Source organism: uncultured Aquimarina sp. (genome assembly GCF_947492405.1).
GTDB lineage: Bacteria > Bacteroidota > Bacteroidia > Flavobacteriales > Flavobacteriaceae > Aquimarina.
In genome coordinates this window covers 147612-160393 of sequence record NZ_CANLMP010000009.1, presented here as the reverse complement: position 1 = coordinate 160393, position 12782 = coordinate 147612, and the positions used below count along the sequence as shown (strand labels likewise).

At 34.1% G+C, this 12782-nt stretch carries 14 protein-coding genes and 5 tRNA genes; all 19 read right to left on the bottom strand.

Annotation, left to right across the window (positions count from 1 at the left end; translation table 11 throughout):
- Positions 1-13: 13 nt before the first annotated feature.
- Positions 14-391, bottom strand: a complete 378-nt coding sequence (gene rplL / locus Q0829_RS25465) for a 50S ribosomal protein L7/L12 (protein ID WP_298548376.1) — start codon at positions 389-391, stop codon at positions 14-16.
- Between the two features lie 66 nt (positions 392-457).
- Positions 458-979, bottom strand: a complete 522-nt coding sequence (rplJ, locus tag Q0829_RS25460; protein WP_118457934.1) for a 50S ribosomal protein L10 — start codon at positions 977-979, stop codon at positions 458-460.
- Between the two features lie 15 nt (positions 980-994).
- Complete coding sequence (rplA, locus tag Q0829_RS25455; protein WP_298548373.1) at positions 995-1690, bottom strand: 50S ribosomal protein L1; 696 nt, start codon at positions 1688-1690, stop codon at positions 995-997.
- An 18-nt stretch (positions 1691-1708) separates the two neighbouring features.
- On the bottom strand, positions 1709-2146 hold the full coding sequence (rplK, locus tag Q0829_RS25450) for a 50S ribosomal protein L11 (protein ID WP_298548371.1): 438 nt from the start codon (positions 2144-2146) through the stop codon (positions 1709-1711).
- Positions 2147-2223: 77 nt separating this feature from the next.
- Positions 2224-2778, bottom strand: a complete 555-nt coding sequence (gene nusG / locus Q0829_RS25445; RefSeq protein WP_118457938.1) for a transcription termination/antitermination protein NusG — start codon at positions 2776-2778, stop codon at positions 2224-2226.
- Positions 2779-2783: 5 nt separating this feature from the next.
- Positions 2784-2981: a preprotein translocase subunit SecE gene (gene secE, locus Q0829_RS25440; RefSeq protein ID WP_298548368.1), complete on the bottom strand. Its 198-nt coding sequence runs from the start codon at positions 2979-2981 to the stop codon at positions 2784-2786.
- 99 nt (positions 2982-3080) lie between these two features.
- Positions 3081-3153: transfer RNA gene (locus Q0829_RS25435), tRNA-Trp, on the bottom strand.
- A gap of 60 nt (positions 3154-3213) precedes the next feature.
- Positions 3214-4401: an elongation factor Tu gene (gene tuf, locus Q0829_RS25430; protein ID WP_298548365.1), complete on the bottom strand. Its 1188-nt coding sequence runs from the start codon at positions 4399-4401 to the stop codon at positions 3214-3216.
- Positions 4402-4459: 58 nt separating this feature from the next.
- Positions 4460-4531: transfer RNA gene (locus Q0829_RS25425), tRNA-Thr, on the bottom strand.
- Positions 4532-4658: 127 nt separating this feature from the next.
- A tRNA-Gly gene (locus Q0829_RS25420) sits at positions 4659-4731 on the bottom strand.
- Between the two features lie 32 nt (positions 4732-4763).
- Positions 4764-4845: transfer RNA gene (locus Q0829_RS25415), tRNA-Tyr, on the bottom strand.
- Between the two features lie 239 nt (positions 4846-5084).
- Positions 5085-5158, bottom strand: a tRNA-Thr gene (locus Q0829_RS25410).
- A 102-nt stretch (positions 5159-5260) separates the two neighbouring features.
- Positions 5261-5563 carry a ribosome-associated translation inhibitor RaiA gene (gene raiA, locus Q0829_RS25405; RefSeq protein WP_118457944.1) on the bottom strand — a complete coding sequence of 101 codons (303 nt, stop codon included), beginning with the start codon at positions 5561-5563 and terminating at the stop codon, positions 5261-5263.
- A gap of 66 nt (positions 5564-5629) precedes the next feature.
- Positions 5630-6520, bottom strand: coding sequence for a tyrosine-type recombinase/integrase (locus Q0829_RS25400; RefSeq protein ID WP_298548362.1), 891 nt, complete (start codon positions 6518-6520; stop codon positions 5630-5632).
- Positions 6521-6646: 126 nt separating this feature from the next.
- Positions 6647-6841 carry a 30S ribosomal protein S21 gene (rpsU, locus tag Q0829_RS25395; RefSeq protein WP_025743950.1) on the bottom strand — a complete coding sequence of 65 codons (195 nt, stop codon included), beginning with the start codon at positions 6839-6841 and terminating at the stop codon, positions 6647-6649.
- 223 nt (positions 6842-7064) lie between these two features.
- Positions 7065-8447, bottom strand: a complete 1383-nt coding sequence (locus tag Q0829_RS25390; protein ID WP_298548359.1) for an alpha-amylase — start codon at positions 8445-8447, stop codon at positions 7065-7067.
- A gap of 516 nt (positions 8448-8963) precedes the next feature.
- Entirely contained in the window at positions 8964-10127 is a 1164-nt protein-coding gene (locus Q0829_RS25385) for an acyl-CoA dehydrogenase family protein (protein WP_298548357.1), read from the bottom strand.
- Positions 10128-10248: 121 nt separating this feature from the next.
- Positions 10249-11121, bottom strand: a complete 873-nt coding sequence (locus Q0829_RS25380) for a helix-hairpin-helix domain-containing protein (protein ID WP_298548355.1) — start codon at positions 11119-11121, stop codon at positions 10249-10251.
- A gap of 19 nt (positions 11122-11140) precedes the next feature.
- The gene (locus Q0829_RS25375) at positions 11141-12742 is read right to left on the bottom strand and encodes an alanine/glycine:cation symporter family protein (protein WP_298548353.1); all 1602 of its coding nucleotides are present in this window, start codon (positions 12740-12742) and stop codon (positions 11141-11143) included.
- Between the last annotated feature and the right edge of the window lie 40 nt (positions 12743-12782).

The window sequence follows — 12782 nt, the reverse complement described above, 5'->3', positions numbered from 1 at the left end:
ATATATGGTAAGCTTACTTAAGCTCAACCTCTGCTCCAGCCTCTTCTAATTGAGCTTTAAGAGCTTCTGCTTCATCTTTAGCAATACCTTCTTTGATTGCACTTGGAGCATCATCAACTAATCCTTTAGCTTCTTTAAGACCAAGACCAGTTAATTCCTTCACAAGTTTAACAACTGCTAATTTAGCACCACCAGCTGCTTTAAGGATTACATCAAATTCAGTTTTTTCTTCAGCAGCATCTCCACCAGCAGCTCCACCACCAGCAGCTACAGCTACTGCAGCAGCAGCAGGCTCGATACCATACTCATCTTTTAATATATCAGCTAACTCATTAACTTCTTTTACTGTTAAGTTAACTAATTGTTCTGCGAATTCTTTTAAATCTGCCATTTTCTATCGTTTTTAATAATTTTTTTTAATTGAAATATATTTGTTAAAAAGTGCGTACACGCTTGATTATCCTTCTTTCTCGGATAATGTTTTAAGAATACCTGCTATAGTACCTCCACTAGACTTTAATGCAGAAATAACATTCTTAGCCGGTGACTGTAATAAGCCAATAATTTCTCCGATAACTTCTTCTTTAGACTTGATATCTACAAGTGCATCCAGAGTTTCATCGCCAACAAAAATTGCTTCTTCTACAAAAGCTCCTTTTAATAAAGGCTTCTCAGATTTCTTACGAAACTCTTTTATAACCTTTGCTGGTGCATTACCTGTTTCAGAGAACATGATTGAAGTATTACCTTTTAATACTTCTGGCAACTCTCCAAAATCTTTATCAGATTTCTCCATTGCTTTAGCAAGGAGTGTATTCTTAATTACTTTTAATGATACGTTAGCTTTAAAACAAGCTCTACGTAAATTTGAAGTTGTTCCTGCATCTAAACCTGAAATATCCGCTAAATAGATATTAGTGTTTTCAGCTAACTGAGCAGTTAAGTCTTCAATTACTTGTGATTTTTCTTCTCTTGTCATAATCGTTTATCTTAATTACCCAGCATAGTTCTTAGAATCAATCTCCACACCAGGGCTCATTGTAGAAGACATATATATTGATTTAATATACACACCCTTAGCAGCCACAGGTTTTAACTTCACTAATGTTGTTAATAATTCTTTTGCATTTCCTGCGATTTTATCTGCAGAAAAAGATGATTTACCAATTGCAGCGTGAACAATACCGGTTTTATCAACTTTGAAATCAATTTTACCAGCTTTTACATCAGAAACAGCTTTTGCTATATCCATTGTTACTGTACCTGTTTTAGGGTTTGGCATTAAACCACGTGGTCCTAATACTCGACCTAATGGTCCTAATTTACCCATAACACTAGGCATTGTAATGATCACATCTACATCAGTCCATCCGCCTTTGATCTTATCAAGATACTCATCAAGACCTACAAAATCCGCTCCTGCTTCTTTAGCTTCAGCTTCTTTATCTGGTGTTACTAATGCAAGAACTTTAACATCCTTACCTGTTCCGTGAGGTAATGTTACCACACCACGTACCATTTGATTAGCTTTACGAGGATCTACGTTCAAACGAACAGCTAAATCTACAGAAGCATCAAAATTTACGTTTGTTATTTCTTTTACTAAAGCAGAAGCTTCGTCTACTGAATATGCTTTATTCTTTTCGACTTTAGCTCTAACTTCTTTTTGCTTTTTAGTTACTTTTGCCATTTTCTACACGTTTTTGGATTAAAAAGGAGCTTGTCCTTTTACAGTTACACCCATTGAACGAGCGGTACCGGCAATCATTTTCATAGCAGATTCTATAGTAAATGCATTTAAATCTTGCATTTTATCTTCTGCTATCGTACGAACTTGATCCCAAGTAACACTAGCCACTTTTTTACGATTTGGCTCTCCTGAACCTTTCTTTTGTTTTGCTGCTTCCAGTATTTGAACCGCCGCAGGTGGAGTTTTGATTACAAAATCAAAAGATTTGTCTTTGTAAACATTAATAACAACTGGCAATACTTTACCAGCTTTATCTTGTGTTCTACCATTGAATTGCTTACAGAATTCCATGATATTCACTCCGGCAGCACCTAAAGCAGGTCCAACTGGTGGGGATGGGTTCGCCGCTCCTCCACGTACTTGAAGTTTTACAACCTTACTTATTTCTTTAGCCATTTTTCTAATTTTAAATTAGAATTGTTCTATAAAGTGGAAGCAATAAGAACAATTCAGGATATATAATGTAACAATTATTATACTTTTTCTACTTGCATATAGCTTAATTCTAATGGTGTTTTTCTTCCGAAAATCTTAACCATTACTTCTAGCTTACGCTTTTCTTCATTAACCTTCTCAACTGTACCGTTAAAACCGTTAAAAGGACCATCAATTACTTTAACCGTTTCTCCAACAGTATAAGGGATAGCAACATTATCCGTTTTTACAGCAAGCTCATCTACTTTACCAAGCATTCTATTAATCTCCGCTTTTCTTAAAGGTACAGGATCTCCTCCTTTAACCTCTCCAAGAAAACCAATTACTCCATTAATAGACTTTATGATATGGGGAATTTCTCCAGAAAGATTTGCTTCTATCATAACATATCCTGGAAAATACACTCTTTCTTTATGAATTTTTTTCCCATTTCGGATCTGAATAACCTTTTCAGTAGGAACCAAAATCTGAGAAACATAATCCTCCATTCCCATATGAGCAATTTCTCGCTCAATATAGTCCTTGATTTTATTTTCTTGACCACTTACAGCACGTACAACGTACCATTTTTTTGTATTACCAACCTCAGCCATTATAATTACGATTTAACTAAAGTGAAATAATACTCTATTACATTACTAAATACAGTATCAACCCCCCAGATAGCTAATGAAAAAATAACCGAAAAAACAATAGTAACTAAGGTAAGCCTTTGTGCTTCTGCCCAAGGAGTCCATGTTACGTGGTTTTTTAATTCGCTATATGATTCCGTAATGTAATCTATTAATCCAGCCATCTTATTATTCTTTTTAATGACAAGAAAAACTCTTACCATTATAAATTCATTATATCAACTTCATTTTATTTAAATGAAGATATTTTTCATATTTATTAGCACGGGTTGAGAGACTCGAACTCCCGACACCTGGTTTTGGAGACCAGTGCTCTACCAACTGAGCTAAACCCGTATACATAAGTCAAGGTATTCGCCGTAACGAATACCTCACCTCATATATTAATATATTGTATTAGTCTAAAATTTCAGTAACCTGTCCAGCACCTACTGTTCTACCACCTTCACGGATAGCAAAACGAAGACCTACATTCATTGCGATTGGCTGAATAAGCTCAACAGTAATTGTTAAGTTATCTCCAGGCATAACCATTTCAACTCCATCAGGAAGCGCAATGTTTCCAGTTACATCAGTTGTACGAACGTAGAACTGAGGACGGTAGTTATTATGGAATGGTGTATGACGTCCACCTTCTTCTTTCTTAAGGATATAAACCTCAGCTTTAAATTTAGAATGTGGAGTTACAGATCCAGGCTTAGTAATTACCATACCTCTTGAGATCTGAGTTTTCTCAATACCTCTTAATAAGATACCAGCGTTATCTCCAGCTTCTCCTCTATCTAATATTTGACGGAACATCTCGATACCAGTAATAGTAGAAGTTAATTTCTCAGCTCCCATACCAATAATCTCTACAGGATCTCCAGTGTTAGCAATACCAGTTTCGATACGTCCAGTTGCAACAGTACCACGACCAGTAATAGAGAATACATCTTCAATCGGCATTAAGAAATCTTTATCGATCTCACGTAATGGCTCTTCGATCCAAGCATCTACTTCCTTCATTAATTCTAAAACGGTATCAACCCATTTTTGCTCTCCATTTAATGCTCCAAGTGCAGAACCAGAAACAACAGGTCCATTATCACCATCATATTCATAGAAAGAAAGAAGATCTCTAACTTCCATTTCTACCAATTCTAATAGCTCATCATCATCAACCATATCCACTTTATTAAGGAATACAACGATTCTTGGAATACCTACCTGACGTCCTAATAAGATGTGCTCACGAGTTTGTGGCATAGGTCCATCTGTCGCAGCTACAACCAAAATTGCTCCATCCATTTGAGCAGCACCAGTTACCATGTTCTTTACATAATCGGCGTGACCTGGACAGTCAACGTGTGCATAGTGACGGTTAGCAGTTTGATATTCTACGTGAGAAGTATTAATAGTAATACCTCTTTCTTTTTCTTCTGGAGCGTTATCGATAGTATCGAAATCTCTAGCCTCAGAAAGACCAGCATCTGCTAATACCTTAGTAATCGCAGCCGTTAAAGTTGTTTTACCGTGATCAACGTGTCCAATAGTACCAATATTTAAGTGCGGTTTGGAACGATCAAAAGTTTCCTTTGCCATAATTAATTTATTTAATCTTAGTTATATATTAGTGTTCAATTAATGCTTCTGAACTAAGAGCCAATGACGAGATTTGAACTCGTGACCTCTTCCTTACCAAGGAAACGCTCTACCCCTGAGCTACACCGGCTTTTTAAAGTACACAATGATAAACCAGAGTCCTTCATTATATATCGAAAGAAAACCGATTCATCATTATTATTGTTTTAAAAATCCAATGCTAAAAATGCATCAAGATTAGCTCTGTATTTTTTAAGAGCGGGAGACCGGGTTCGAACCGGCGACATTCAGCTTGGAAGGCTGACGCTCTACCAACTGAGCTACTCCCGCATTTACAATTTTGAAATCAAAATTGAAGGTTGTGGGGAGAGCAGGATTCGAACCTGCGAAGACGTAGTCAGCAGATTTACAGTCTGCCCTCGTTGGCCGCTTGAGTATCTCCCCAAAAAAATCATTATTTTAGAATGAACTTCTAAATTTTGAAAGCGCAAAAGTAATCAAATATTTTACAATTCAAAATTTTATAAAAAAAGGTTCCATTTTTTTTCAAAATTCCACCTTTTAAATAGTCGTTGGAGGAACTCCCACCGACATTGCTCAGGATAGATTTCTTGTCCCTAATTTTCATACAGCTCGAACATAATTCAACCCAGAAAACCCTTTGCAAATTTCAATATTTCAAGAGCCGATGGAGGGACTCGAACCCACGACCTGCTGATTACAAATCAGCTGCTCTAGCCAGCTGAGCTACATCGGCTTTTTAGTTACTTTTTTAAGCATAAAAAAGTCCGCTATTTCTAACGGACTGCAAATGTATAGAATTTATTTCTTACACAAAACAATTTTTAAAAAAAAATTATCAAACATGTGCATTTAATTTTTCCTTCCGTTTTCGCAATTGTCTTTCTAATGAACTAACACACTCATCCACACCTTCTTCAAAGCTTTTGTTTATTTTTTTTATGATAAACTCATCTCCAGGAACACTCAGTAAAATTTCAGTGATTTTATTTTCTTTACCACTTGTATTCATAACTTTCAAAAAAACATCAGCATGAATAATACGACTAAAATGATTTTCTAACTTATCCAATTTCGTCTGTGTAAAATCTACCAATTTCTGATCTACATTAAAATTTACGGATTGCAAGTTCACTTTCATAGGTGTTATTTTAATTGGTTAAACAAATATTTAAAGCCTAAAAGATATTAACGTAAAAGAAATACGCTACTTTTTATTCCTTGGGTGAGACTCCTTGTGTACTTTTGATAATTGCGCAACACTATGATGTGTATACACCTCAGTAGAAGCTAAACTAGAATGACCAAGTAATTCTTTTACAGCATTTAAGTTTGCACCTTCATTGAGCAGATGCGTCGCAAATGAATGTCTCAATATATGCGGGCTCTTTTTCACTTTAGAAGATGCCTTACTAAAATAACCATTTATGATTCGATACACAAGTGTTTCATAGATTTTAACTCCTTTTTCTGTTAACAGTAAAAAAGGATTTTCAGACCCAACCACAACCTCTGATCTTAATTCTAAATATTTTTTGATAGTAGAAATAATTGACGGTATTAAAGGTATATACCTTTCCTTATTGCGCTTCCCTAGTACCTTTACCTGTTTACCCAAGAGATCAATATTACTTATTTTTAGATTAACTAATTCAATTCTACGCATTCCTGTTGCATAAAAAAGCTCAACAATTAACCTATCTCTAACACTTTTAAAATCTTCTCCACCCAATAGTGCGCTCAAAACAGTATCCACTTCTGTATTTGAGAATGGAATTTGCAGCTTTTTTGAAACTTTTAATGCACTATGCTTAGCTAAAGGGGTTTTATCTATTTGACCAGTCTTTAGCAAAAACTTATAATACGACTTAAGTGAAGATACTTTCCTATTAATTGACCTATTAGAAACCCCTTCATCAACCAAATTTATAATCCAGGAACGGATTTGAGCATAATTTGATCTTGAGATATCTTTTTCGTCATATTCTTTTTCACAAAAATCAATATAAGACAACAAATCTCTCCGATATGCGGTAACTGTATGAACTGAATACTTTTTCTCTAAAAGTAAATAATCTATAAACTCTTTAACAAACACAAAAAAACCATTAGACAACAAAAGTATAAAACTTTTGGTATCTAATGGTTTAAAATTATATATACTGAAAAACGAAGTTTAATTCCTAAAAAGAATTAAAAACATACAACGTTTCAACATGTTGTTTTAAATTTCCTCTTGATCTCTTAAGTGCTGTATATACTGCGCTTTTTGAACCTGAGCTCTACGCTCAACAGAAGGCTTTGTGAACGCCTGACGCTTACGCAGCTGACGCATAGTTCCTGTTCTGTCGAATTTACGCTTAAAACGTTTTAACGCTCTATCTATATTTTCTCCGTCTTTAACTGGTATAATTAACATAGTGTTACCTCCTTTCTTTAAAAATTAGGGTGCAAAGATAACACAAAAGTATTATCTACAAAGCTTTTTTCAAATAACTTAATTATTATTTACTTATTTATTTTAAACTCTTTATAATCTCTATAAAAAATACGGTTTTTTTATCCGCTTTAAAACACTATAACAGATAAAAAAACCGTATCATTAAATGTTATTCTTATAAATCAATAAGAACATTCATTCTTTATTTTAGAGACCAAACAGTATATCCTTTTGGTGGCGCCTGGATCTTAACCCACTTTCCTCCTTGCGTAGTAGGTTCCCAACCAGAATTACCAGTATAATCTTTTATTGTTCTATTAGACCAGTTTGTCTGAATCCATCTTTCTTTCCATGAATTAGAGTTATTGATATACACAACCAAACCATTCTTTCCTCCACCACCATTTCTTCTGGCTATATACTCATCATTATCCGTCCAAAGGTTTGATGTATTACCTCCTGCAAGATTATTATGTATCCAAATCAGGTTATTCAATTTGTTTTTATCTAACCAGTCTTCATAATCTCTATAAAAAAGAGCAGGATATCCTTCGTGCGTTAAAATATACGCATATGCCAATAGCTTATTTGTATAAATCTCATCAGTATCATGATTTGCCACAAAGGTAACTGCTCTACTTGCATTTCTTTTCCATAACATATCACCACTAAGAGCATTTAAATTATTACCAACAAACGCATCTCTCATTTTATAGTAGCAAGCAAAATCAAATGCTGACATCTGAGCTTGACTTGTCCACCAGTCCAATGTATTTACATTTCCATCCCAATATTCTCCAACACCAAATGCACCTGTCGATTGACGAAATTCTTTTGCAACCCAAGGAGCAAAACCTTTTACATAATCAAATCTATATCCATCAAATCCCATAGTATTCTTATAATACTTAGCTACAGAATTACTTCTTTTCCATAACCAATCCTGTACATATGCTTTGTTATGACTTAAATCTGGAAATCCGCCAAAAATACCGCTATCAGAATTATAAGCTTCATTTGGATGAAAATCATATTTTGTTCTATCAAATTTATTAGACAACGGATTAAATTTTGTGTATGTATCTTTTCCAGCAAATTCATTTGGCTCTAAATCCCCTCCACTGTTATGATTAATCACTATATCTGCAATCACATTGAGTCCTTTATTATGAGCGCTAGAAATCAACGATTCTAGTTCTGACTTAGAACCAAATCTGGTTTGCGTACTTCCCATCTGATTATACTGACCGAAATCATAGTAATCAAAAGGATCGTATCCCATAGAAAATGGCCCGTTCTGAGCTTTGCTAACTGGAGGCAACCAGATTGCATCAACACCTGCATTACTCCAGGAGTTAACTTTTCCTTTGACAACATTCCACCAAGTACCACCGGCTGGAACATCCCAATAAAAGGCTTGCATCATTACTCCAGATCCTATAGATTTAAGACCTGCTCTAGTAGAAATTGATTCTTCAGGTTTAATAGATTCCGTTTCTACAGAATCAAAAACCTCATCTTTACCGCACGATACCATTATAAAAGATACCGCTAACAAAAAATAGATAAACTTAAAAGTTTTCATAAAATAAGTGTTTGTGTGTTAAATTTCTTACAATGTAATATTTTTACCTATAACGAAAACGTTTGAAGCATTGCGCAAACGTTTTCGTGTTGATAAAATTTTAACGTTTACACAAAAACAGATACAAAAACTTACTAATTCATTACTTTTTTATGAGTGAATAAAAGAAATCCGTAAGACTTATTAGTTCTTCAACTATAAGCTACGGATTTTATGGAGTTGTCAAAAAAAATATTGTAAAACTAGAGAATTTCAATCAACTAGTATATATTCCTTCTTATCAATAATCATTTTGGCAAATTGAAAAAATGATTTTCGCCAAAAAGCTATTTTAGATTATTCTTTAACAGCTGGTTTATATTCCTTCTTATCAATAACCATTTTGGCAAATTGAAAAAATGATTTTCGCCAAAAAGCTATTTTAGATTATTCCTTAACAGCTGGTTTATATTCCTTCTTATCAATAACCATTTTGGCAAATTGAAAAAATGATTTTCGCCAAAAAGCTATTTTAGATTATTCCTTAACAGCTGGTTTATATTCCTTCTTATCAATAACCATTTTGGCGATAATCTCTCTTAAGATTTCAGAAGTTCCGCCTCCTATCGGGCCTAATCTACTATCTCTAAACAATCTAGCGAGTGGATATTCTTCCATATAGCCATATCCTCCTAACAATTGAAGGCATTTATAAATTACCTCATCCGCTATTTTTGTAGAAAGTAATTTAGACATACTTGCTTCTTTTACTACGTATTGTCCTTCATTAAGCCTTTTAGCAACCGAATAATTAAATTCTTTACACATTTCTAATTCACTCGCCATATCTGCCACAGTATGTCTAAGTGCCTGAAACTTGTCTATAGTCCTACCGAAAGCTTCACGTTCACCCATATATTTAATAACATACTCCAATGCAAATTCTGTTCTAGCATGTGCATTAATACCCATAATCAATCGTTCCAGTGCAAAATGTTGCATGATATAAGAAAACCCCTTGTCCTCTTCTCCCATTAGGTTTTCTAGAGGAATTTTTACATTATCAAAAGCTATTTCTCCAGTATCAGATGCTTTCCATCCCAACTTATCCAATTTAGTTGCAGAAATACCTGGTGTATCGCGATCCATAATAAAGATACTAATTCCTTTATTTCCAAGTTCAGGAGTTGTCTTAGCAGCAACAACCAAATAATCACTATACACTCCATTAGTAATAAATGTTTTAGATCCATTTATAACATACGAATCTCCTTCTTTAACGGCAGTAGTTCTCATACCAGCGACATCAGAACCTCCAAACGGTTCAGAAATACATAAACAACCTATCTTTTCGCCAGTGATACTAGTTTTTAAATATTTTTCTTTTATTCTATGATCACCTTCTTTATTGACATGGGTCATCGCCAGATACGCATGTGCCCACATTGCAGCAGCAAAACCTCCTGAATTAATTTTCTGTAGTTCTTCTAAAAAAATAACGGTATAAAAAAGATCAAGGTCTAACCCTCCATATTCTTCAGGGTAAGCAATTCCGAAATACCCCATCTCACCGAACTTTTCCCAGATAAAACGTTCTATATCTCCAGTTTTTTCCCACTTCTCAATATGTGGAACTACCTCTTTTTGCAAAAAATCTTTAAGACTTTCTCTAAATAATTCGTGCTCTTCTGTAAAATACATGTTGTTTAGATGATAACTTTTAATTTATATATAGCAACATATTACCGTAAAGAAACAGATATCTTAAACTTTTAAACTAAATTTAAGTATTATCAATATTTACAGTAATTTTTTCCGATTTTTAATTTAATATCAAATATAACGCTATTCTATCTATTTTTTCTAAAGAAAAACCTTCAATTTTTCCTAATTCTTTAAAATCCGATATCCCGTTATTCTCTTCTATAAAATCCTTTATATCCAAAGCGGTTTCAAAATCAAAATAAGGAACCTCCATCAGTTCTTTTACAGAAGCCTTATTTATATTAATCCTCTCTATATCCTTCTTTGTTTTAACTGTATACAAAGCCAGAATTTTATTTCGTTGATTCTCATAAAGCCCCCTAACATCTTTAAGCTGGAGGTCACTTATGAATCCCTCCAAATTGTTTCTGTGTTTTATGATTCTTTCAGCTATGAAATCTGGAACCCCTATTACTTCCTGAAGCTCGGATGATGTTACTACATTAAGATCTCCTTTCTGAGCAAAAGATTTTGCGGGGTATTTAGATTTTTTATTGGAGTTAGAGCCTTTGTTTTTTTTAACCCAATCAGGAAATTTAAATAATGGTGAAATGACCGCCAACAATGAATCAGAAACTCCTGTAACATTCTTAAATTCTGAAACAGAATTTATCCATTTATTATTTTTCCTATATGCATAAAGTCTATCTAACTCTTCTGTAGACATCCCTAAAGTATATCCCTTATAATCAGTTATAAAATTAGGATTAAAAGGTCTTAATTTATATGATTTTTTTTTCTTTATTACTTCCTCTTTAAGAGAGTCTATTTCAATTTGAAATTTTGCCAATTCCTCAAAGTTATTGGAATTATTTACAGAACCTGGATAAAGATACAAGGCTATAAGGAAAAGAAAAATCAATATTGCTAAAAGAAGAATCCCATTTCGGAAACGTCTGTGTATCTCGAAATGGGATTTTATAGATTTCATATTAAGACAATAAATAAACTTAATTTTTAGAAGCTTTTATTGCGTCAAAATATCTAACAAGTTGTTTTTTAACTACAGGAAATAAGAAAAATAGTCCTACCATATTAGGGAACACCATTGCAAAAATCATTGCATCAGAGAATGCCCAAATTGATCCCATACTTGCTGCTGCACCAATAATAACAAAAGTTAAAAATAAAAGTTTATATACTAAATCTGCAGTTTTACCTCTACCGAATAAGAATTTCCACGATTGTAATCCATAATATGACCAAGATATCATGGTAGACACTGCGAATAAAACAACAGCGATCGTTAAGAATATATTAGAGTATGGAATAAATTTACCAAACGCTTGTGCAGTTATTCCTGCTCCTTCATATGATACACCATCAATTAAAACAGCACCAGTACCATCTCCTCCATATTGAAAAGCTCCTCCTGAATTAAATATAATAATAACTAAAGCTGTCATAGTACAGATTACTACTGTATCGATAAATGGTTCCAGCAATGCCACAAGCCCTTCCGAAGCTGAGTACTTAGTTTTTACAGCAGAATGTGCTATCGAAGCTGATCCAGCTCCCGCCTCATTAGAAAATGCCGCTCTTTTAAACCCTACTAACAAGACTCCAATAAATCCACCAACTCCTATTGCTTTTGGATTGAATGCTTCAGTAACGATCATACCTATAGCATCATCTATAAAAGAGAAATTACTAAAAATTATATACAAACAAGCAAGGATATACATTACTGCCATTAAAGGAACTACTTTTTCTGTAACAGAAGCTATTCTCTTTATTCCTCCAATAATAATGATTCCCACTAGAATCGCAAGTATAACACCAATGATTGTTCCCGCTCCTGCACTTTCTAATCCCATGAGTTCCTTTAGTACAATCGTTGCCTGATTAGATTGGGCAGCGTTTCCACCTCCAAAAGATCCTCCGATACAGAATATAGCAAAAATAACCGCCGCGATTTTACCTAAGGTAGCAAAACCTCTTTCCTTAAGTCCTTTACTTAGGTAATACATAGGACCTCCATATACCGTTCCATCTTCTCCAACATCTCTATATTGTACACCCAGCGTACATTCCACAAATTTCGTAGACATTCCCAATAATCCACAAATGATCATCCAGAAAGTTGCTCCAGGTCCACCTAAAGCAATTGCCAATGCCACACCTGCAATATTACCATTACCTACAGTTCCAGAAACTGCTGTTGCCAAAGCCTGAAAGTGAGAAACCTCTCCTTCCTTACTTTCATCTCTAATCGTATCTCTAATATCACCATCTACAGCAGCATCAGGATCTCCTAAGCTATGACCTTCTACATCGTCATATTTACCTCTTACTACATTAATTGCTTTTGCAAAATATCGAATATTTGGAAATCCAAAATATATAGTAAAGAAAATAGCACTTAACACTAATAAAATGATAACAAATGGTGCTCCAGCAAAAACTTCAAAAAAGATTACATTAGAGAAAAAATCAGAAACTGGTTGAAAAGCTTCATCGATTTTTTGATCCAGACCCTTTTCTGTGGTCTCTTGTGCAAATGTTATAAATGGAATTGTAAGAGCTAAAATTGAAAGAAGAATTCTCTTCATAATGTGTGAGTTAATTGAATTTAGTTTTTTAGAAGTGAGC

Excerpts from the sequence above, each read along its gene's own strand:
- nusG (WP_118457938.1), bottom strand. The coding sequence starts at position 2,778 with ATGGCTGAGGTTGGTAATACAAAAAAATGGTACGTTGTACGTGCTGTA.
- secE (WP_298548368.1), bottom strand. The coding sequence starts at position 2,981 with ATGGCTGGATTAATAGATTACATTACGGAATCATATAGCGAATTAAAA.
- tuf (WP_298548365.1), bottom strand. The coding sequence starts at position 4,401 with ATGGCAAAGGAAACTTTTGATCGTTCCAAACCGCACTTAAATATTGGT.
- rpsU (WP_025743950.1), bottom strand. The coding sequence starts at position 6,841 with ATGTTAATTATACCAGTTAAAGACGGAGAAAATATAGATAGAGCGTTA.
- Q0829_RS25375 (WP_298548353.1), bottom strand. The coding sequence starts at position 12,742 with ATGAAGAGAATTCTTCTTTCAATTTTAGCTCTTACAATTCCATTTATA.
- Q0829_RS25385 (WP_298548357.1), bottom strand. The coding sequence starts at position 10,127 with ATGTATTTTACAGAAGAGCACGAATTATTTAGAGAAAGTCTTAAAGAT.
- rplL (WP_298548376.1), bottom strand. The coding sequence starts at position 391 with ATGGCAGATTTAAAAGAATTCGCAGAACAATTAGTTAACTTAACAGTA.
- rplK (WP_298548371.1), bottom strand. The coding sequence starts at position 2,146 with ATGGCTAAAGAAATAAGTAAGGTTGTAAAACTTCAAGTACGTGGAGGA.
- rplA (WP_298548373.1), bottom strand. The coding sequence starts at position 1,690 with ATGGCAAAAGTAACTAAAAAGCAAAAAGAAGTTAGAGCTAAAGTCGAA.
- raiA (WP_118457944.1), bottom strand. The coding sequence starts at position 5,563 with ATGAAAGTGAACTTGCAATCCGTAAATTTTAATGTAGATCAGAAATTG.
- Q0829_RS25380 (WP_298548355.1), bottom strand. The coding sequence starts at position 11,121 with ATGAAATCTATAAAATCCCATTTCGAGATACACAGACGTTTCCGAAAT.
- Q0829_RS25390 (WP_298548359.1), bottom strand. The coding sequence starts at position 8,447 with ATGAAAACTTTTAAGTTTATCTATTTTTTGTTAGCGGTATCTTTTATA.
- rplJ (WP_118457934.1), bottom strand. The coding sequence starts at position 979 with ATGACAAGAGAAGAAAAATCACAAGTAATTGAAGACTTAACTGCTCAG.